General features: G+C 59.1%; 16 protein-coding genes. 7 read left to right on the top strand and 9 right to left on the bottom strand.

Annotated elements, in window-relative coordinates; genetic code table 11:
- Positions 1-70: 70 nt before the first annotated feature.
- From DSM14862_RS08960 to DSM14862_RS08945, 4 genes are all read right to left on the bottom strand, one after another.
- Positions 71-571, bottom strand: a complete 501-nt coding sequence (locus tag DSM14862_RS08960; protein ID WP_007119939.1) for a bactofilin family protein — start codon at positions 569-571, stop codon at positions 71-73.
- Positions 561-1,889, bottom strand: coding sequence for a DUF5930 domain-containing protein (locus DSM14862_RS08955; protein ID WP_007119938.1), 1,329 nt, complete (start codon positions 1,887-1,889; stop codon positions 561-563). The genes DSM14862_RS08960 and DSM14862_RS08955 overlap by 11 nt, the downstream gene beginning before the upstream one ends.
- Positions 1,890-2,078: 189 nt before the next feature.
- Positions 2,079-2,903, bottom strand: coding sequence for a ferritin-like domain-containing protein (locus DSM14862_RS08950; RefSeq protein ID WP_007119937.1), 825 nt, complete (start codon positions 2,901-2,903; stop codon positions 2,079-2,081).
- The gene (locus DSM14862_RS08945; RefSeq protein WP_007119936.1) at positions 2,900-3,373 is read right to left on the bottom strand and encodes a peroxiredoxin; all 474 of its coding nucleotides are present in this window, start codon (positions 3,371-3,373) and stop codon (positions 2,900-2,902) included. Before DSM14862_RS08945 ends, DSM14862_RS08950 begins: the two co-directional genes overlap by 4 nt.
- 95 nt (positions 3,374-3,468) lie before the next feature.
- Here DSM14862_RS08945 and DSM14862_RS08940 point away from each other — a divergent pair, with 95 nt between their 5' ends.
- The 7 genes from DSM14862_RS08940 (at position 3,469) to uvrA (ending at position 16,227) form a co-directional block, all read left to right on the top strand.
- The gene (locus tag DSM14862_RS08940; protein ID WP_007119934.1) at positions 3,469-6,810 is read left to right on the top strand and encodes a YhdP family protein; all 3,342 of its coding nucleotides are present in this window, start codon (positions 3,469-3,471) and stop codon (positions 6,808-6,810) included.
- A 44-nt stretch (positions 6,811-6,854) separates the two neighbouring features.
- Positions 6,855-7,901, top strand: a complete 1,047-nt coding sequence (gene queA, locus DSM14862_RS08935; protein ID WP_007119933.1) for a tRNA preQ1(34) S-adenosylmethionine ribosyltransferase-isomerase QueA — start codon at positions 6,855-6,857, stop codon at positions 7,899-7,901.
- A 91-nt stretch (positions 7,902-7,992) separates the two neighbouring features.
- Entirely contained in the window at positions 7,993-9,327 is a 1,335-nt protein-coding gene (locus tag DSM14862_RS08930; protein WP_007119932.1) for an MFS transporter, read from the top strand.
- A 65-nt stretch (positions 9,328-9,392) separates the two neighbouring features.
- On the top strand, positions 9,393-9,992 hold the full coding sequence (locus DSM14862_RS08925) for a DUF924 family protein (protein ID WP_007119931.1): 600 nt from the start codon (positions 9,393-9,395) through the stop codon (positions 9,990-9,992).
- A 97-nt stretch (positions 9,993-10,089) separates the two neighbouring features.
- Entirely contained in the window at positions 10,090-11,484 is a 1,395-nt protein-coding gene (gene lpdA / locus DSM14862_RS08920; protein WP_007119930.1) for a dihydrolipoyl dehydrogenase, read from the top strand.
- Between the two features lie 615 nt (positions 11,485-12,099).
- Complete coding sequence (locus DSM14862_RS08915) at positions 12,100-13,275, top strand: MFS transporter (RefSeq protein WP_007119929.1); 1,176 nt, start codon at positions 12,100-12,102, stop codon at positions 13,273-13,275.
- 66 nt (positions 13,276-13,341) lie between these two features.
- Positions 13,342-16,227, top strand: coding sequence for an excinuclease ABC subunit UvrA (gene uvrA, locus DSM14862_RS08910; protein ID WP_007119928.1), 2,886 nt, complete (start codon positions 13,342-13,344; stop codon positions 16,225-16,227).
- A 38-nt stretch (positions 16,228-16,265) separates the two neighbouring features.
- Here uvrA and DSM14862_RS08905 read toward each other — a convergent pair whose 3' ends face one another.
- The 5 genes from DSM14862_RS08905 to DSM14862_RS08885 all read right to left on the bottom strand — a co-directional run bounded on the left by DSM14862_RS08905 (position 16,266) and on the right by DSM14862_RS08885 (position 21,671).
- Entirely contained in the window at positions 16,266-17,324 is a 1,059-nt protein-coding gene (locus tag DSM14862_RS08905) for a hypothetical protein (RefSeq protein WP_007119927.1), read from the bottom strand.
- Positions 17,325-17,404: 80 nt separating this feature from the next.
- A complete protein-coding gene (gene mmsB / locus DSM14862_RS08900) occupies positions 17,405-18,289 on the bottom strand; it encodes a 3-hydroxyisobutyrate dehydrogenase (RefSeq protein ID WP_007119926.1) in 885 nt (294 codons plus the stop codon).
- A complete protein-coding gene (locus DSM14862_RS08895; protein ID WP_007119925.1) occupies positions 18,286-19,329 on the bottom strand; it encodes an enoyl-CoA hydratase/isomerase family protein in 1,044 nt (347 codons plus the stop codon). The genes mmsB and DSM14862_RS08895 overlap by 4 nt, the downstream gene beginning before the upstream one ends.
- A gap of 8 nt (positions 19,330-19,337) precedes the next feature.
- Positions 19,338-20,480 carry an acyl-CoA dehydrogenase family protein gene (locus DSM14862_RS08890; protein WP_007119924.1) on the bottom strand — a complete coding sequence of 381 codons (1,143 nt, stop codon included), beginning with the start codon at positions 20,478-20,480 and terminating at the stop codon, positions 19,338-19,340.
- Between the two features lie 81 nt (positions 20,481-20,561).
- Positions 20,562-21,671 carry a carboxylate-amine ligase gene (locus tag DSM14862_RS08885; protein WP_007119923.1) on the bottom strand — a complete coding sequence of 370 codons (1,110 nt, stop codon included), beginning with the start codon at positions 21,669-21,671 and terminating at the stop codon, positions 20,562-20,564.
- Between the last annotated feature and the right edge of the window lie 55 nt (positions 21,672-21,726).

Raw genomic sequence — 21,726 nt, 5'->3', positions numbered from 1 at the left:
CCATAGTAAAACGAAAACGGGCGCCGCAGTTTCCTGCGACGCCCGTGAATACTTTGAACCGACCGCGGCCTTAGGAGGCGGGGTTCGGCTTTTGCGCCGGAGCAGACTTTGCGCCGGGGTTCAGCGGATCGTCCTGACGCTGCACGGAGCCTTCGAAATGCGCGCCGGATTCGATCGCGATGGTCTTGTGGATGATGTCACCCTCAACCCGTGCGGTCGATGTCAGGCGCACCTTGAGGCCACGCACTCGGCCGACGATGCGGCCATTGATAACAACGTCATCGGCAACCACTTCGCCCTTGATCGTCGCAGTCTCACCGATGGTCAGCAAATGCGCGCGGATGTCGCCCTCAACGGTGCCTTCGACCTGAATATCGCCGGTGGTCTTCATGTTGCCGGTGACATGCAGATCCGAAGACAGAACGGATGCGGGCGGCTTCGCTTTGGGCGCGCTGGCCTTGAACTCGCTCTGCTTGGACGGCGCAGGGGCCGTGGAAGCGCTGGAAGGTGCCGGTTTGGACGCATCTGCATCCTGGGGCGCGGGATCGTTGATTTTGCTTTTAGAAAACATCGTTTGCAGCCTTGATATAGATCATGGGGTTAACAGCCTTGCCACCTACGCGGACTTCATAGTGGAGATGGACACCGGTGACCCGTCCTGATGCTCCCATATCACCAATATGCTGCCCGCGCGAGACTCTTTGACCAACTTTCACGCGAAGCTTGGACATATGCGCATAGCGGGTCTCAATACCAAACTCATGTTGGATTTTCACCAGACGGCCATAGCCCGATGACCAGCCCGCGTGGGTCACCACACCATCGGCAGTGGAATAAAGGGGTGTGCCCATGCCAGCGGCAAAGTCGACACCCTTGTGCATCCGGCGTCCACCGGTCTTGGGGTCGCGGCGATAGCCGAATTGGCTGGTGAAGCGGAAAGCGTTTTTCACCGGGTTGGCAAAAGGCGCCTTTTCGGCGGCAATCCGGTAGAGGTTCAGCCGGTCCATCTGGTTCAACAGGCGGTTGGCGCGCTGCGTGTCGGGGCTCAGCTCTTCGCCACGGGTGGTGAAAGACAGCGGCGTCATCGGGCCACCTTGGCCGGAGTACCCACGGCGCACGGTGGCGAGGATACGGTCGGTCGGCATGCCTGCGCTGCGGAACATTTTATCAAGCGGAGCGACGGATACGCTCATCGCTTCTTCAAGCTGGCGGAAGATCGCATCATTCTGATCCCGCATCAGCGCAATCTCTTGGGCCATTTCATCGGCCTGCAGCAGCGCGTCTTGCGCATCAACCACGACCTTATCACGTTCTGCCGAGGTGCGCGCCAAGGCTTGGGCTAGGAAATCAGTAGGCACTTGGTCGGCGTCAGCACGAACGCTGCCCGCCTCTCCATTCTCAAGACTGCCTTCCAAATCGGCCAGTTTCGACCGCGCTCTTTGGCGGTCTTTCATCGTGTCGCGCAGGGTGGACTGAATCACGTCAATCCCGGTCTCCAGCTCGCGGCGGCGGGTCTCAGACGACAGCAGTTCAGACTGCATCACAGAGATTTGTGTCAGCGCAGCGTTAAAGCGATCCTGTGCGGCCAATGCTTCTTCGGCGCGCAGATCACGCTGCGCGGAAAGTTCGTTCAACCGGGCCTGATAGGTGCGCTGGTCGCGTTTGGCCTGCTCGCGGAAGTTGCCTGAGCCGATGCTGTCCATCAAGATGATCGCCGTGGCGATGATCGCCCATGATACGAGGAAGGCAGAGCCCGCCAGCCCGATGATCTGAGTGCCGGGGCGAAGACGGATGAATCGGGTGTCGCTGTCGGATTTCAGAAAGACGCGGCGCTCGGGAAAGTAATGCTCAAGCAGAGCATGCGTCTTGATTGCAATCCGTGAGCGCATGTTGTCGTCCCTTGTCTCGTCCCGTCGGCGCGGCGAGGCAGCCCGGCCCGCGCCCAACGTCAATAGCCAGTGCGTACGAATGGGGCAACCCTGTTGCCCCAAAGCTGCGCGGCAATCCCCCATTCCTCTGCTCAACAGGGCAAGTGGTTGGCAAAAATCCGCCTATTCCAACCACTTGCTGATGTGAGCTTAGTTTTTTGTTGATCCACCATCGGCAGTGAGAGGCCAATAAAAGTCGGGAGGGATTCCCGCCTCGGCTCGTTTTTCTTCGTTAAAGGGCGGCTTCAAGTCGCCGTGGAAATACTTGCGTACGAGGGCGTGAAAGCGGTCTTTCGGGTCTTCATCATGACGCCCGCAGAGAAAGTGAAACCACTTGCTGCCATAAGCGACATGGGCGACTTCTTCGGAATAGATCGTCTCAAGCGCTGCTACGGCGCTATCGGCCTTTGCGTTGCGGAAAATCTTGATCATGCCCGGCGTCACGTCTAGCCCGCGCGCTTCCAGCACCATGGGCACCACGGCCAAGCGCCCCATAAGGTCGTCGACCGTATCCTCTGCCGCGCGCCACATGCCCGCATGGGCGGGCATGGCCCCGTAGTGGCTTCCCATCTCTTCGAGGCAGTCGCACATCAGGTTAAAGTGTTTCGATTCGTCGTCCGCCGCTTTCACCCAGTCGTCAAAAAACCCAAGCGGCAGCGGGACATGCGAAAACCGCGCAATCACGTCCCAATGCAGGTCGACGGCGTTCAACTCAATATGTGCCACGGCATGCAGCAGCGCCGCGCGGCCTTCGGGCGTGCCCGGGCGGCGGCGGGGCACTTCGCGGGGGCTGAGCAATTCGGGCTTGGCGGGCCGGGCAGGGTGCAGTGGCGGGTCGGCGCGGCCCACTTCGGGGCGGGCACCTTCAGCACGGGCCGAGAGCCACTCGGCCGCGAATTTCCGCGACAGCGCTGTTTTCTCACGCCCATCCGCCGTGCGCAGTACCGCTTCGGCCATCTCTGCCAGCGGCATCATGCGCCACGCACCGCATCAAGCACGGCATCCACATGGCCGGGCACCTTCACTTTGCGCCAGACCTGCGCGATCTTGCCTGTCGCGTCGATCAGGTAGGTCGCGCGCTCAATGCCCATAGATTTCTTGCCGTACATGTTTTTCTCGACCCATACCTCATAGGCTTCCGTCACTGCCCCATCGGTGTCGGACAAAAGCGGCACGGTCAGCGCGTGTTTGGACGCGAACCTGTCGTGTTTGTCCATGCTGTCGCGCGAGATGCCAAAGACCTGCACACCGGATTCGGCAAACTCCGAAAGCCGCTCCGAAAAGCCGATCGATTCCTTGGTGCAACCGGGCGTGTCATCGCGCGGGTAAAAGAACAGGACCACGGGGCCACCGCGCAGGGCAGAGAGCGTAATCTCGCCACCGCCGGTCACAGGAAGGGTGAAATCCGGGGCCGGTTGGCCGGGCTGCGGTCCGATCTGCGACATGGGGCGGTTCCTTTGGCTTGTGAAGGGTCGTTCAGGGCTGTCATACTGCATCTGATTTGACAACGTCAAAGCCGCCCCAGCCGAACCGGAGCCCGATGAGCGACCCGCCCCCTTCCAGCCCGCCTGAGCCCACCGGCAAGGGGCCATCGCGCCGCAGGCCGCTGCGCCGCGTGGGGGTTGCGTCACTCGTGGCGCTGGTGCTGCTGGCCGTGCTGGCGACGGGGGCGGCGATACATTTCACCGGGCGTCCAATCCCCGCGCCGCTTTGGGTGCAAGAGCGGATCGAGACGCGGATTGCATCAGCGCTGCCGCAGGCGCGGGTGGAATTCGGTGCGATGGAGTTTGTCGTCGACGAAGGTTGGCGGCCCCGCGTGCGGCTGCAAGATATCCTTGTCACCACGCCTGAGGGCGACGAGATCGTCAGCTTTAATGAGTTCAAGGCAAGCCTGTCGATGCGGTCTCTGCTGCGCGGGGTGGCGCAGCCGCGTGAGATTTCCTTGTCGGGCGTGGTGGCCAATCTGCGCCGAGGCGCAGACGGGCGCGTGAGTCTTTCCGCCGGGGCCGGGATCGCCCCGCCCGAACGGGAGGCCGCGACCCTGCCGCAGCTTATCGGCCAAATTGACAATGTGCTGGCCGCGCCTGCGCTCTCGGCGCTGCGCTCGGTCGAGCTGCGCGCTTTGACCTTGCGGTTTGAGGATGCCCGCGCGGGTCGGGCTTGGACCGGAGATGGCGGGCGGCTGCGTCTGTCGCGCAGTGGTGAGCAGGTTGACCTTTCTGCCGATCTTGCGGTGTTGAGCGGCGGCGCAGGGGTGGCCACGCTTACGGCGAATTACAGCAGCCGCATCGGCCAGAATGCCGCGACCTTTGGCGTGACCTTTGACGGGATCGACGCACGCGACATTGCCGCACAGGGGCCGGCGTTCTCATGGCTTGAAGTGCTGCGGGCCAATATTTCAGGCGCGGTGCGCAGCGGGATCGACAGCGCCGGTCACTTTGCCCCGATCAACGCATCGCTACAGATCGACAAGGGCGTGCTGCAGCCCCACTCACAGACCAAACCGATCCCTTTCGACGGGGCGCGCAGCTACTTTAGCTATGACCCCGCGCGCCAGCTTTTGCGCTTTGATGAAATGTCGCTCGACAGCCCTTGGGTCTCTGGCAACATCACCGGCACGTCGCAATTGGGCGATGTCACGGGGGGCATTCCGGGGGAGATGGTCGGCCAGTTTTCCCTACGCGATCTGCGCGCCAATCCGGCTGAAGTTTACTCCGAGCCTGTGGCGCTGGATCAAGCCGACATCGACTTTCAACTCAGTCTCAACCCGTTTCGCCTGAAGTTGGGCCGTCTGGAGATTAACGATCAGGGCCGCAGTCTGCGCCTTGATGGCGAACTTTTGGCTGAGCCTGAGGGGTGGAACCTCTCGCTTGACGGGCGCATGGACCGGTTGGGACCGGAACGTCTGCTGACCCTCTGGCCAGAAGGTGTGAAACCCAAGACCCGCACTTGGCTGGACGAGAACCTCCACGCAGGCCAGATGCGCAACCTCGACCTGGCCCTGCGCATGGCACCGGGGCAGGCGCCGCAAACCTATGTGGCTTTTGACTACGCAGGTGCCGAGGTGCGGTTTTTGAAAACCCTGCCGCATATCACCGACGGAAGCGGCCATATGAGCCTGCTCGACAACCGCCTCGTTGTCACAGTGGACGCGGGCGAGGTGATCGCGCCGCAGGGCGGGGCGGTGACGCTGGATGGGTCGTCCTTCATCATTCCCGACGTGCGGGTGAAAGACGGCAGCCCTTCGGTGATCCGGCTTGCCACCCGATCCACCCTAACTGCGGCGCTGTCGCTGCTTAACCAACCGCCGATGCAGGTTATGGATAAGGCAGGGCTGCCGGTGACGCTTGCGGATGGCATGGCGGTGCTGAAAGGCACACTGGCGCTGCCGTTGAAAAAGGGCGGCAAGCCTGAGGACGTGCACTATCACTTCGCGGGGGATTTGCTGTCGCTCTCGACCGATACACTGGTCAAGGACCGCAGCCTTCGGGCCAGCAGGCTGGCTATTACCGCCAGCAATGAACGCATCACCATTGGCGGCGAAGGGCGTATCGACGGCGTGGGTTTCGATGGGGAGTGGTCGCAGGCGATTGGGCCGGGCTCAGACGAGAGCCGCCTGACCGGACAAGTCGCGCTGACCCCCTCGGGGCTGGAGGCCTTTGGCATTGCATTGCCCCCCGGCAGCATTCGCGGCAGCGGCACGGGGCAGATCGCGCTGGACCTGAAAAAGGGTCAAGCGCCCCGCTTCTCACTACAGAGTAATCTCTCAGGGGTGGGTATCTCGGTCCCGCAACTCTCGTGGGTCAAGGCGCCGGGCAGCAAGGGCGAATTGCGGCTGGCCGGACGGCTGGGCGAGACGCCGAATGTCGATGCCTTCCAGCTGACCGCGCCGGGGCTGAGCTTGGCAGGCTCCATTGACCTCAAACCCGGCGGCGCGCTGGACCGGGTGCAGATCGACCGGCTGCGACGCGGCGACTGGCTTGATATCCCGGTGCAACTTATCGGGCGTGGCAAGGGCAATCCGGTGCAGGTTGTGCTGGGCGGTGGTATGCTTGACATGCGTCGGGCGGAATTTGGATCAGCCGGTGGGCAACCCGGCCCGCCGATGCGGGTGGCGCTAGATCGGTTGCAGATTACCGATACAATCTATCTGGCGAACCTATCGGGCACTTTTGACACCGCCAAGGGCATGGATGGAACGTTCACCGCTCAGCTTAACGGGGGCACATCGGTGCAAGGGCAGGTGCTGCCCCAAGGCGGGCGCAGCGCGGTACGGGTGGTCTCAAACGATGCGGGCGGGATCCTGCGTTCGGCTGGATTGGTAAAGCAGGTGGTCGGGGGAAACCTGTCGCTCACGCTGTTGCCTGTCGGCACTGGCGGGGCCTTTGATGGGCAGCTCACAGTCGATGATGTGGGCATTCGAGATGCGCCAGGGATTGCGGCGCTGGTCAATGCGATCTCGGTCGTGGGGTTGATCAACGAACTCAACGGCGATGGAATTTACTTCGATGATGTAGAGGCGAACTTTCGCCTGACCCCGAACCGCTTGACCTTGACCGAGGCCAGCGCCGTGGGCGCGTCATTAGGCCTGTCCATGGATGGGGTCTATGCGCTCGACAGCGGGTTGATCGACATGCAGGGCGTGATCTCTCCGGTCTATATGTTCAATGGGATCGGCTCGCTGTTCACCCGCAAGGGCGAGGGGCTAATCGGCTTCAACTACCGCCTGACCGGGGCCGCGAAAGAGCCGAATGTGTCGGTAAATCCGCTCTCGGCCCTTACGCCCGGCATGTTCCGCGAGTTGTTCCGCCGCCCGCCGCCCACTGTGCCGCAGGTGCAGGGCCAAGCGAATCCGGTTGCCCGGGTGCCAGAGGATCGCTAAGCGCCGAGGCGACCTATGCCGCCAGACCCGCAGGAGCCGCGCCGATGAAGCTTTCCGATTTCGATTTCGACCTGCCTGAGGAATTGATCGCCACGCGCCCGGCCAATCCGCGCTCTTCCGCCCGGCTCTTGGTGGCCGAGGGCGCTCAGCTTCATGACAGGCGGGTAACCGATCTGACCGATTGGCTGCGCCCCGGTGACCGTCTGGTGCTGAACGATACCCGCGTGATCCCCGCGCGGCTTTCCGGGCTGCGCCACCGCGCCTCGGCCCAAGGTGCCGTGCAGGCTAAGATCGAAGTCACGCTACTGGAGCCCCGCGGCGACGGCACGTGGTCGGCACTGATCAAACCGCTGCGCAAACTGAAAATCGGCGAAGAAGTCATCTTCTCTGACGATCTGCGCGCCACACTGGAGGCGGTGGAGGACGGGCAGGGGCATCTGCGGTTCAACTGCGCGGGCGATGATTTCGACGCAGCACTCAATGCCGCCGGTGCCATGCCGCTGCCGCCCTATATCGCCGCCAAACGCGCGGCTGACGCGCAAGACATGACCGACTACCAAACCGTTTTCGCCCGCCACGCAGGCGCGGTTGCGGCCCCCACGGCCTCGCTCCACTTTGATGAGACGTTGCTCGCCGCGTTGGCGGCGAAGGGGGTCACCTTCAGCCATGTCACCCTGCATGTCGGCGCGGGCACCTTTCTGCCGGTTAAAGTCGACGACATTTCCGAACATAAGATGCACGCCGAATGGGGCCGGGTCAGCGCCGAGGCTGCGGAAGAGATCACCGCAACCCGCGCCGCCGGAGGCCGCGTGATCCCCGTGGGCACCACTGCGCTGCGCTTGATCGAAACAGCCGCGCGCGATGGCCAGATTACCGCTTGGGAAGGTGACACCGATATTTTCATCACGCCGGGTTTCACCTTCAACGTGACTGACGGGCTGATGACCAACTTCCACCTACCAAAATCCACGCTGATGATGCTGGTCTCAGCGCTCATGGGCGTGCAGCAGGTGAAAGACATCTATGCCCATGCCATAGCAGAGAAATATCGCTTCTTTTCCTATGGCGATTCCTCCCTTCTGCTGCCCTAAGGCGCAAAATCTCGCTTGAACGTCGCACTAGGGGGTGACTAGCCTTCGATTGCGGTTCATGGGAAGGGCTGGGCGAACAAGGACTAGACCGATGATTCAAGTGGTTTCAAGCGCATGGGCGCTATTGCTGGGCATGTGCCTTTTGATGGTCGGCAACGGCATGCAGGGCACTTTGCTGGGTATTCGCGGCGGCATCGAAGGGTTTTCGACCTTCCAGATGTCGATCGTTATGTCCGCCTATTTCGTCGGTTTCTTGGGCGGATCGCGCATGGCTCCGGGAATGATCCGCCGGGTGGGCCACGTTCGGGTCTTTGCAGCACTTGCTTCGCTGATTTCTGCCGTGATGATCCTCTACCCGACGTTCCCCAACACGATCGTTTGGTCCATTGGTCGCGTGCTGATCGGCTTTTGTTTCTCCGCCGTCTATGTCACGGCGGAAAGCTGGCTGAACAACGCGGCCACCAACGAAAACCGGGGGCAGGCGCTCTCAGCCTATATGATCGTCCAGACACTCGGCATCGTCATTGCCCAAGCGCTGCTGCTAACAGCCGACCCATCGGGCTTCATCCTTTTCGTCATCCCATCGGTATTGGTGAGCATCGCTGTGACGCCGATCCTGTTGTCGATCAGCCCCACACCGCCCTTTGGCACCACCAAACCGATGAGCCTGAGCACCCTGATGGAGACCTCGCCACTCGGCTGCGTCGGCATGTTCCTTTTGGGTGGTGTCTTCTCTGCGCAATTCGGCATGGCGGCGGTTTACGGTGCCGAAGCGGGGCTGAGTGTCGCGCAGATATCACTTTTTGTAGCGGCCTTCTTTGTGGGCTCTGTGATCTTGCAATACCCCATCGGCTGGATCTCTGACCGGATGGACCGACGCAGCCTGATCGTGATCACCGCGCTGATCGGTGGCGCGGGCTCCATGGTGGGGATGATGCTGGGGCATATCTTTCCCATTCTGCTCGCAACCGCCTTTGTCGTTGGCGGCATGTCGAACCCGCTTTACTCGTTGATCATGGCCCATACCAATGACTTTCTTGAGCATGAGGACATGGCTTCAGCCTCGGGGGGGATGTTGTTTATCAACGGTTTGGGTGCCGTTTTGGGACCGGTGATTACCGGTTGGATGATGGGCACCACCTTGGGGCCGGGCGGGTTTTATCTATTCACCGCCGTGCTCTTTGCCGCGCTTGCGGGCTATGCCTCCTATCGTAAGACACAGCGTGCAGCGGTTCCGGTGGAAGACACAGGCAACTACGTGCCGATCTACCCCTCTGCAACTGCGGTGGCAGTGGAAATCGCCCAAGAATATGTGATTGAAGCTGAACAAGAAGCCGCCGAAGAGGCTGCACAAAAAAGCGCCGAAGAAGACAAAATCGCCCATGATAGCGATAACTATGTCGCGGATGATATAAAACGTGACTAGGCTTTTAGGGTAAGACGTTATTAACTTTAGTGAAACGCCCAAGTTGCGGCAAAGGAGTGTGCGGGATGACTGGCACAAATGCAGGACCCGAAGACGTACTGAAATTCTGGTTGGAGGACATTGGACCAGCCGGATGGTACAGCAGTTCTGAAGATTTGGATGCCGACATCCGTGCCCGCTTTGAAGAGCTTTGGAATGACGCGCAGGCGGGCAAGCTGAACCATTGGCTCACCAATCCCACTGATGCATTGGCGTTTTTGATCCTGACGGATCAGTTCCCGCGCAACATGTTCCGCGACACAGGCAAAGCGTTTTCAAGCGACCGTCTGGCGCTTACCGCTGCCAAGCTCGCGATCGAAAAGGGCTGGGACATGCGCATCGAAGCACCCGAGCGGCAGTTCTTCTACTTGCCGATGATGCATTCGGAAAACCTCTGCGATCAAGATCGGTGCGTAAGGCTGATGTGCGAACGCATGCCAGAAAGCCGTGACGGCAATCTGCTGCACGCCCGCGCGCACCGCGAAGTGATCCGCCAATTTGGCCGTTTCCCATACCGCAATGCGGCGCTTTCTCGCAGCTTTACGGCGCAGGAAACCTCCTATCTCAAACAGGGTGGCTATGGCCGGACTGTCAAACAGCTCCGCGAAAACCGCGTCGCGGCCTAAGCCTCTGCAGGGTGCAGGCAATACGCGTGGTTGTGGCGATTGCAAATATGGTTTAGCGGTAAACTATATTTGCAAACCCTAACGCGAGGTCCGTGCCATGGCTGCCAAATCCTTTGATCTGATCGTGATCGGTGCGGGGCCGGGCGGCTATGTCGCCGCCATCCGCGGCGCACAGCTTGGCCTTAAGGTCGCGATTGTAGAGCGGGAAAACCTTGGCGGCATTTGCCTTAACTGGGGCTGCATTCCCACCAAGGCGCTGCTGCGGTCTGCCGAAGTGTTCCACCTGATGCACCGCGCCAAGGATTTTGGTCTGACGGCGGATAAAATCGACTATGATCTTGAAGCGGTGGTCAAACGCTCGCGCGGTGTTGCCAAGCAGATGGAAGGCGGGGTCAAACACCTGCTGAAGAAGAACAAGGTCGAGGTCTTCATGGGCGAAGCCTCGATCCCTGCGAAGGGGAAGGTCTCTGTCAAATCCGACAAGGGCCACGAAGACCTGACGGCTAAGAATATCGTTCTGGCCACTGGCGCCCGTGCCCGCGAATTGCCGGGGCTTGAGGCGGATGGAAAACGCGTCTGGACCTATCGCCACGCCCTACAGCCCGTACATGACCCCAAGAAGCTGCTGGTCATCGGTTCAGGCGCCATTGGCATTGAATTCGCGAGTTTCTACAACACGCTTGGCGCGGACACGACCGTAGTCGAAGTGATGGACCGTGTTTTGCCCGTAGAAGATGAAGAAATCTCTAAATTCGCCAAAAAGGCGTTTGAGAAACAGGGCATGACCATCATGCAAAAGGCTACGGTCAAGAAGCTTGACCGCGCGGCTGACAAGGTGACGGCCCACATCGAACGCGATGGCAAAGTCGAAAAGCTTGATTTTGACACCGTGATCTCTGCCGTGGGCATCGTTGGCAATACCGAAGGGCTGGGGCTCGAAGACTTGGGCGTTAAGGTTGACCGCACCCATGTTGTGACAGATGAATACTGCCGCACCAGTATCGACGGTCTCTATGCCATCGGTGACATCGCAGGTGCGCCTTGGTTGGCCCATAAGGCAAGCCATGAAGGCGTCATGGTGGCCGAACTCATCGCAGGCCAGAAACCCCATCCGGTCAAACCCGAAAGCATCGCCGGGTGCACCTATTGCCACCCGCAGGTCGCTTCTGTCGGCCTGACCGAAACCAAGGCCAAAGAGCAAGGCTATGATATTAAAGTCGGGCGTTTCCCCTTCATCGGCAACGGCAAGGCCGTGGCCTTGGGCGAGCCTGAAGGGTTGGTGAAGACCATCTTCGACGCCAAGACCGGCGAGCTTTTGGGCGCGCATATGGTTGGGGCGGAGGTGACCGAACTGATCCAAGGCTACGTCGTGGGCCGTCAGCTTGAGACCACGGAAGAAGACCTGATGAACACTGTCTTCCCGCACCCCACGCTTAGCGAAATGATGCATGAATCCGTGCTCGACGCCTTCGATCGCGTTATCCATATGTGACGCCAACAGGACAGGGTGCGCGGCGCGTGCCCTGCTCAATCGGTACTCGGTTAATCGCGAACCTACCGGGCCAATCTGGTGGTCAATTCCGATCAAAGCCAGGTGGACCGCCGGCGGCCGACGAAGGACTGGGCAAGGGAACTAAGCACGTCTAGTAGCCGCGGTGTTTCTAGAAAAAACTGCGGCAGGTGGCCTGAGTTGATAATCGATACTCTGCTTGGCCACCCATGACATGAGGGGACTGTCGGTTGCCAAACCCTGCTCCGCGGCTTTGTGCAACTCTGTCATTATTTAGCCCATATATCCTAGTGAAAGCAGTTTCGCTGCATTCGGTCTGGCGCTACCAATAGGTAACACTTCCTTTCGGCCAGAATTTCGGTTCATCGTATCGTATTCATTTCTTTCTCTCCGGAACCTCCAATTCAATTTCTAGCTAATCCCCTTAAAAAATAGCGTAACTGCCCTTTAAATTTTCGTCCGACGTCATCTCTTTCTATGCACGACCATCGGAGCACGGGGACGCCAATTCGGGGACAAAAGTTCGACTAAGAAGCCAACAATTTGATAAACGGGTTGCGTTTCCACACGCGGCGAACCCCAAAGATTTGAGAACCAATGGTCGAACATACCTCCTTCCTCCGCGTCTTCGCGCTTTGGGCTGCCGGTCTGGGCGCCGCGGCGCAATATGCCAAGATGAGCGTCATTTTTGACCTGCTCCCAGAACTCTATCCCCAAGCCGGATCTGCGCTTGGCTTTCTGGTATCGCTGGTCGGCGGCGTTGGTATCCTTTTTGGTGTTGTGGCGGGTCTAATGGTCGCCCGTATCCGATATCGTCGTGCGCTGCTTTTTGCCCTATGGCTCGGGGCGGCGGTTTCGGCCTTCCAAGCGCTTTTGCCGGGGTTCGGTTGGATGCTGGCCAGTCGGGTGGTTGAAGGGCTCTCTCATCTGGCCATCGTTGTCGCTGCGCCGACGCTCATCGCACAGCTCAGCACTATTAAAGACCGAGGGTTCACCTTGACCCTCTGGGGTACTTTTTTTGGCGTCGCCTTTGCGATTTTGACCCTCGCCGGTCGACCGCTCGCACTTACGTGGGGCGTGCCTGCACTTTTTGCCGCCCACGCGCTGTATATGGCGGGTTGCGCGCTGGTGCTTTCCGCGACCCTTCGAAGTCTGCCGGAGGAGGGCGCGCAACCGCCATTCTCTCTGTCGCAGATTTGGCGCGACCATTTGGCGATATACCGGTCACCTTTCCTCTCGGCACCTGCCGCGGGGTGGCTATTCTATACATTCAGCTTCGTCTCCATTCTGACAGTATTGCCGCCCTACCTTCCCGAAGGCTGGCGCGCGATTACCATGGCCGCAATGCCGCTCACCAGCATCGCGGTCTCATTGACAATCGGCGTTGCTCTCCTGCGGCGTCTACCGGCTGTTCGGGTTGTGCAGGCTGGCTTTGCCCTATCAGCCCTCTCGATGGTTTGGCTTTGGTTGAGCCCCGGCTTCCCCTTGCCTTGTTTGGCCCTCGCAGCGGCGATGGGGTTGATCCAAGGGGCAAGCTTCACTGCGGTGGCACAGCTAAACCATGGCCCCGCCGCTCAGGCGCAAGCGAATGGCGCTGTGGCGCAGATGGGCAACCTCGGCAACAGCCTGGGCACGCCGGTCATGGCTTTTGGCCTTGTGACATTTGGGGGGGCCGCACTGCCGCTGTTGGCGGGCGGGGCATTCGTTTTGGGACTTGTGGCGCATCTCCTCCTTGGTGCGGCGCGGCGTCGCAGGACAGCCGTTCCTGTTTAGTTCTCATTTTCCCGTTGGAAAACACTGCATCAGCACCTATGTACAAATCGTTAAGAGGGGCATGTCATGGCTGAACTAAAGAACATCGAAGTGCGCGGCGCGCGCGAGCATAATCTAAAGAACATCGACGTGGATATACCGCGGGATCAACTGGTTGTTATTACAGGTCTTTCAGGGTCGGGTAAGTCGAGCCTCGCCTTTGACACGATCTATGCCGAGGGCCAGCGGCGATATGTGGAATCCCTGTCTGCATACGCCCGACAGTTTCTTGATATGATGCAGAAACCCGATGTGGACCATATTTCTGGCCTCAGTCCGGCGATTTCCATCGAACAAAAGACGACCTCAAAGAATCCCCGGTCGACTGTCGGCACGGTGACTGAAATCTACGACTATATGCGCTTGCTTTTTGCGCGCGTCGGCACCCCCTATAGCCCCGCCACCGGCAAGCCGATTGAGGCGCAGCAGGTGCAGGATATGGTTGACCGGATTATGACCATGGAAGAGGGCACGCGTGCCTATCTGCTGGCGCCGATTATCCGCGACCGTAAGGGTGAGTATCGTAAGGAGTTCATCGAGTTACGCAAGCAAGGCTTCCAACGGGTCAAGGTGAACGGAGAGTTCCATGATCTTGATGAGCCGCCAACATTGGATAAGAAGTTCCGCCATGACATCGATGTTGTTGTTGACCGGATCGTGGTGCGCGAAGGGCTTGAAACACGTTTGGCAGACTCGCTGCGCACCGCGCTTGATCTGGCCGACGGCATAGCCGTTTTAGAAACTGCACCTGCCGACGGTGAACCCGAACGGCATACATTTTCAGAGAAATTTGCCTGTCCTGTCAGTGGCTTCACGATCCCCGAGATTGAGCCGCGTTTGTTTTCGTTTAACGCACCTTTTGGGGCATGCCCGTCTTGCGATGGTTTGGGAGTTGAGTTGTTTTTTGATGAACGGCTGGTCGTGCCAGATCAGAACCTGAAGATTTACGACGGTGCGCTGGCGCCCTGGCGCAAGGGGAAATCACCTTACTTTAAGCAAACCATCGAAGCCATTGCGAAACATTATAAATTCGACCAAAAAACCCGCTGGAAGGACTTGCCGGAGCAGGTCCAAGAGGTCTTTCTTCGCGGTTCGGGGAAAGAAGAGATTACCTTTCGCTATGACGAAGGCGGACGCGTTTATGAGGTGAAACGCGTGTTTGAGGGGGTGATCCCCAACATGAAGCGCCGCTACCGCGAGACGGACAGCAACTGGGTACGTGAGGAATTTGAGCGCTACCAGAACAATCGTCCCTGCGGTACCTGCGGCGGATTTCGTCTGCGCCCAGAGGCACTTGCAGTTCGGATCGGTCCCGAAACTGGCAACGAAGATGAACTCCTTCACATCGGTAAGGTTGTGGAAATGTCGATCCGCGAGGCCTATGCATGGTGCACGTCAGTGTCAGAACATCTGACCCCGCAGAAAAACGAGATCGCTCGGGCCATTTTGAAGGAGATTCGCGAACGTCTGGGTTTCCTAAATAACGTGGGTCTTGAGTATCTTACGATGTCACGTGCAAGTGGCACATTAAGTGGGGGCGAAAGCCAGCGGATCCGTTTGGCGAGCCAGATTGGCTCTGGGCTGACGGGTGTGCTTTATGTGCTTGATGAACCTTCTATCGGCCTCCATCAGCGCGACAATGATCGCTTGCTTGGCACGCTGAAAAACCTGCGTGATCAGGGCAATACAGTTATTGTTGTCGAACATGACGAAGAAGCAATCCGTGAGGCGGACTACGTTTTTGACATTGGGCCAGGTGCTGGCGTCCATGGGGGGCAGGTTGTCAGCCATGGTACCCCTGAACAGGTCGCAAACGATCCAAACTCCGTTACTGGTCAGTACCTTACCGGCGTACGTGAAATCTCTGTGCCGAGCAAACGTCGGAAGGGGAATAAGAAGAAGCTTCAGGTCGTGAAGGCGACTGGGAACAATTTGCAAAGCGTCACAGTGGACTTTCCTCTGGCCAAGTTTGTCTGCGTCACTGGGGTGTCTGGTGGCGGTAAATCGACACTGACGATTGAGACATTGTTCAAAACGGCTTCGATGAATCTCAATGGTGCACGGCAAACTCCGGCACCGTGTCAGACCATCAAGGGGTTAGAACACCTTGATAAGGTTATCGACATTGACCAGCGGCCTATTGGGCGGACTCCGCGTTCAAATCCGGCGACTTATACAGGGGCCTTCACACCGATCCGAGACTGGTTTGCGGGGCTGCCTGAATCTAAAGCACGCGGATATAAACCGGGGCGCTTCAGCTTTAACGTAAAGGGTGGGCGCTGTGAGGCCTGCCAAGGCGACGGTGTTATTAAGATCGAGATGCACTTCTTGCCGGATGTCTATGTTGAGTGCGAAACCTGCAAGGGTGCGCGCTATAACCGGGAAACGTTAGAGGTGCGGTTTAAAGGCAAGAGCATCGCCGATGTCCTTGATATGACAGTGGAAGATGCGCAAACATTTTTCGCCGCCGTGCCTTCAATCCGCGAGAAGATGGACGCGCTTATGCGGGTTGGATTGGGGTACATCAAGGTTGGTCAGCAGGCGACAACCCTTTCGGGAGGCGAGGCGCAGCGGGTGAAGTTGAGCAAGGAGCTAAGCAAACGCTCAACGGGTCGCACGTTGTATATTCTTGATGAACCCACGACCGGGCTGCACTTTGAAGACGTTCGTAAGTTGTTGGAAGTGCTTCATGAATTGGTAGATCAGGGCAACTCTGTTGTCGTGATTGAACACAACCTCGATGTGGTGAAAACCGCTGACTATATAATCGACATCGGGCCAGAAGGTGGCGATGGCGGTGGTCGGGTCGTGGCCACAGGGACACCGGAAAAGGTCGCCGAAGTCGCTGAGAGCCATACCGGGAAGTACCTTAAGCCGATGCTTTATAAGCAAACAAAAGTGGCGGCAGAATAACCGCCGCCACTTCCTAGTCGATCGGTTGCGCCACGCGCTTATAGCACGGCGCGGGCGACCCGGATCAGCTGCAGCGTTTCATAAGCGCTGTCTTGCAGCGATATCACCTGACCGTTGAGCACAGCGTAGTTATAGCCGTCTTCCGGGTCTGGTAGGCGATAGAGGCGCATGAGATCAGCCTGCGTCAGTGCCGCAGTGGGGGCCACGTTGACACCTAAACCGACGTCCGGCACGCGAGCCAATTCGTTGATACGGAGCAGGGCCGTGTGATCCTCGGTGCTCAGCAGGACTGGCTGCCCATCAATCAGCGCGTAGCGGTGCCCCTGGGGAGCGGCGTCAAGATTGTAAAGTTGGGCGATCTGGCCGGATTCCAGCAGCAACAATTCGCGCTCGGTGCGGGGTTCAGCCTCAAGATATGGGCGGCGGCGCTCTTCTAGTAGCGTCGTGAGTTCATCGTCGGAATAGCTGGCCCATTCCTCATAAGTCACCCCGTCTTTCGCCAGTCCCGGTGGGACGCAAGGCGGGTCTTTTTTGGCCAAGCCGGGCGGGCAGTTGCGATAGGTGATTAATTCGTCTTCAGGCAGGGCTGCGGCGTTCAAATCAGGCGCGGCCAATGCCAGCGCGGCCGCAGCTCCGAGGATAGCAGCCATGTCACGCCCTTCAGGGGCCGGCGTGTTCAGTAGCCGGGTAACTATTGTTTCCCGGTCTTGGGTGAAACGCGTCACGCGCTGATCGAACTCCGCTCGGTCCACGCCCTTGGGGAGTTTGATCTTGTCGCCCTTGATCTTGACCTTTTCACCGTTGATCTTGAGCTCGGCTTTGTCGTCCTTCTTGTCTTTTTTTCTTTCTTTATCGGCTTTCTTAGCCTTCTTTTCCCTATTTTTCTTTACCTTCTTCTCGTGCTTATCCTGCTTTTTCTTAGCCTTTTTCTCTTTCTTGCCTTTGTTCTTATCGTCTTTTGCAAGCCAAAGGGTTTCGGGGCCGCTGCTGTCAAAGGTAAGTGTCGGCTGTGTCGGGGCAAAGCCCGGACCGGCAGCGGCCAGTGGGCCAGCCGCGCAAGCAGTTGTTATGATGGTGGTAATAAGCAGGCGTCGCATCAGATGATCTCCTCAAAAGGGGTCGTTCTGATGCTAACGCCTGCAGGGGTTAGCGCGTTCCCGCAAGGGCGCCCTTCGGCTTAACCTTGCCAGCCGCGCTTTTCGAAACGGGGCAACATGGCAGAGAAGTCTTTCCCCCTGCCGCCTTCTTCTTCAACAAAGCGGGTGTAGAGGGCGTTGGCCAATGCGCCCATTGGGGTGTCCGCATTGGCCATTTCGGCTGCCTGTTGTGACAGACCCAAGTCTTTCAGCATTAATTCTGCCGCAAATCCCGGTTTGTAGTCGTTGTCTGCAGGCGACGTGGGGCCAACGCCCGGCGCGGGGCAGTAGGCATTCATAGACCACGAGTAACCAGATGAGGTACTGACCACGTCGAACATCCGCTCCCGGTCGAGGCCAAGTTTATCGGCCAGCGCAAAGGCTTCGCAGGTGGCGATCATAGTCGCGCCGAGGATCATGTTATTACAGATTTTGGCGGCCTGACCTGCGCCCGCGTCACCGCAGTGCACAGCCTTTTGGCCCATGATGTCAAACAGCGGTTTGGCTTTTTCAAAGGCCGCTTCCGCCCCGCCTGCCATGAAGGTCAAGGTGCCGCCCTGCGCGCCGCCGATGCCGCCCGACACGGGCGCATCTACGAAAAGCAGCCCGGCTTTTTGCGCCGCCTCTGCGGCAAAGCGCGCGCTTTCCACGTCAACGGTTGAGCAATCGACCAGCAGCGCGCCGGGGGCCATATGGGCGATTGCCTCTTCAGCAACTTGGCGCAGGATCGCGCCGTTGGGCAGCATTGTGATGACCACATCCGCGTCTTTAACGGCGTCGGCGATGGTCGCGGCCTCGCTTACGCCCTTGGCGGTGGTGCCTGCCACGTCATTGCCGCGCACGGTATGACCCGCAGCGGCAAGATTGGCCGCCATCGGGCCGCCCATGTTGCCCAAACCGATGAAACCGATTGTAAGATTGCTCATGAATTTTCCTCCAACTTCAATTCGTTATCGCCCAAAGGGGCAAGCATAGCGTCGACATCGGCCTGCGGCACGGCCATGCTGTCATGTTGCCAGGTAGGGCTGCGGTCTTTGTCGATGATCGCGGCGCGCACGCCTTCGATGAAATCGCCTTTTTCCAGTGACCGCGCGGTAAAACGGTATTCTTGTTCCAGCGCCGGTACCATGCCAATGCCAGGGCCGCGCAGGCGCCGCAGCATGTCGAGCGTGCAGGCCATCGACAGCGGTGAGTTGCGGCGCAAAATCTTGAGGGTTTCGGCTGCAAACGCGCTGTCGGACATCGCATGCGTGGCTTCTATTTCGCTAAGGGTCTCACCTGCAAAAAGCCGGTTCACATCGCCTTCAAGCTCGGCCAGCTTGGACTGCGGCGGGGCGGTGGCCGCGCGGTCGAGGATGAAAGGATCACCGTTCTCCTCCAGTTGCGCAATCAGGTCTGGCCATTGCTTCTCAGGGATAAAGTAATCGGCAAAGCCTGCGTAGACCACATCACCGGGGCCCATGCGCGCACCGGTCAGCCCAAGATATTCGCCCATCCGTCCCGGGGCCTGCGCCAGCAGCAGAGTACCGCCCACATCCGGCACCAGACCGATGCCGCATTCCGGCATGGCGATCTTGCTGCTCTCGCCGATCACGCGGTGCGAGCCGTGACATCCAATGCCAACGCCACCGCCCATGGTGAACCCTTGCATGAAAGAGATCACCGGTTTTGCATAACCGTGCAGCTTGTTATTTAACCGGTATTCATCGGCCCAGAAGCGGCGGGCAAAGTCGAAATCGCCCTCTTTGCCGGTCTGGTAAAGCTGCGCCACGTCGCCGCCCGCGCAGAAGGCCTTCTCGCCCTCCGCATCCAGAACGATCACCGCCACTTCGGGATCATCACGCCAGTCATCTATGGCGGCCTCGATGGCAAGGCACATGTCATAGCTGAGCGCGTTGAGTGCCTTAGGCCGGGTCAGGGTGATACGCCCGGCGCGGCCAGCTTTGCGAATGTTAATATCACTCATGCCAAGCCTCAGCGGTTTTTCAGCATGTCGCGGGCAACGATGACGCGCATGATTTCGTTGGTGCCTTCAAGGATCTGATGCACCCGCAGGTCGCGGACCAGTTTTTCGATCCCGTAATCGGCCAGATAGCCATAGCCGCCGTGAAGTTGCAGACATTGGTCGACGACCTTGCTGCCAGTCTCGGTCACGAATTTCTTGGCCATGGCGCAGAACTTGGTCGCGTCTGGCGCACCGGTGTCGAGTTTCCATGCCGCTTGGCGCAGGAAGGTCCGCGCGGCCTGAAGTTCAATCTCCATATCCGCAAGTCGGAATTGCAGACCTTGGAACTGGTCGATGCTCTGGCCAAAGGCCTTGCGGTCGCCCATATAGTCCAGTGTCTTGTTCAGCGCAGTTTGCGCAGCTCCGAGCGAGCAGGCCGAGATATTCAGCCGCCCACCATCAAGCCCGGCCATGGCGTATTTAAACCCTTTGCCCTCTTCGCCGACAAGGTTCTCGGCCCCGATCTTGCAATCGTCAAACTGCACCAGCGCCGTTGGTTGGCTGCGCCAGCCCATCTTGTCTTCGAGCCCGCCGAACGAAAGCCCCGGTGTGCCGTCTTCGACATAGACGGTCGACACACCCTTGGCCCCGTCATCCGAGGTGCGCACCATCGTGACATAGGCGTCCGAGTACCCGCCGCCCGAGATAAACGCCTTGGTGCCGTTGAGCGTATAGCCTTCATTGGTCCGCTCGCAGCGGGTCTTGAGCGCCGCCGCGTCGGAGCCGGAGCCGGGTTCGGTCAGGCAGTAGGACAGCACGGTGTTCATGCTCAGCACGCCGGGCATGACGCGCGCCTTCATCTCGTCACTCGCGAAACTGTCGAGCATTTTGGCGCACATGTTGTGGATCGACAAAAAGGCCGCAACCGAGGGGCAGGCCATTGAAAGCGCTTCAAAAACCAGCGTCGCGTCCAGCCGGGTCAGGCCAGAGCCACCGGTTTCTTCCGAGACATAGAGCCCGCCGAACCCCAACTCACCGATCTGCGGCCAAAGCTCTTTAGGAATAGTTTCGTCCTTTTCCCACTGGTGGGCGTGGGGGGCGATATTGTCCTGCCCAAAGGCATGGGCCATATCGAAAATGGCGGTCTGTTCCTCGTTCAACGCGAAATCCATCGCGGCTCCTCCCTGATGTCTTGTGTTCTTGGAACTGAACACTTGTTTAATTCTATCAGCCGAGCAGAGCCGCAACAAGCGTCACAGATCGGCGTGAAATTCCTCGATAAGATGGCGGACGACAGCTTCGCCGCCCCTACCTTCAGGGGCCTTTGCCCAAACTTGGCGCTGACGCTCAGCCGAGGTGCCGTCTTTGACCAGATCGCGCAGGGCGCAAACCTCGTCGAGACACCCAAGCGCTTCGGCATCTTCGGCGATAAGGCCGATGATCTCTTCAAAAAGCGCCGCAAAAGGTTTCAGTTTCAAATCACCAAAATCAATCAGGGCCTCGGCGGTGCCATATCGCTGCGCCCGCCAGCGGTTTTCCGAGATGAGAAAGCGGTCATACGCGCGCCAGCACATGTTGCTGTCGCGCAGGCGCAGCAGGAACCGGCAAAGCGCCTGTGTCAGACCGGCCAACCCAATTGCATGAGACAAGCGCGGCTGCACATCGCAAATGCGGCTTTCCAGCGTCGGATAATGCGAGGAGGGGCGCAGATCCCACCAGATTTTCGATGCGTCTTCAATGATGCCCAACTCGGTCAGCGTGTCGGTGGTGCGCTGGTATTCTGCCCAGCTGGACAGTTGCGGCGGCAGACCCGTGCGCGGCATGTTGTCCATCACCGTCAACCGGTACGAGGCAAGGCCGGTGTCTTCGCCCTGCCAAAAGGGTGATGACGCCGACAACGCCAGTAGATGGGGTAAGAAATAGGACAGCTGCGGCATCAGATCGATGCGCAGGTCGTCTTCGTCAATGCCGACGTGCACATGCATGCCACAGATCAGCATCCTCCGCGCGATATCGCCCAATTCGACTTCTAACTGAGAATAGCGCTGTTTGTCGGTCGTTTCCTGCGTCTTCCAGTCTGAAAACGGGTGGCAGGAGGCGGCGATGGGGGTCAGATTATGCTGTCCGGCGAGGTCCGAGATGGTGCTGCGCAGGCGGCGGAGGTCGTCACGCGCTTCGGCGACGGTTTCGCAAGGTTTGGTGCCGATCTCGATCTGACATTGCAGAAATTCGGGGCTGACTTGATCTTGCAGCGCGTCGCGGCAAGCCGCCATCAGCGCCTTGGGCGTGTCGGCGAGGGCCAACGAGTCCTTGTCTACCAGCAGATATTCTTCTTCGATACCGATCGTAAATTTGGATTGCATGGGCCCAGGCCTCCGGTAGGTGGTGCCGACCGCCAAAAAGGCGGCCGGCGGGATG

It is taken from the genome of Sulfitobacter indolifex (assembly GCF_022788655.1).
GTDB classification, from domain to species: domain Bacteria; phylum Pseudomonadota; class Alphaproteobacteria; order Rhodobacterales; family Rhodobacteraceae; genus Sulfitobacter; species Sulfitobacter indolifex.
This window is presented reverse-complemented; position numbering and strand designations above follow the sequence as displayed.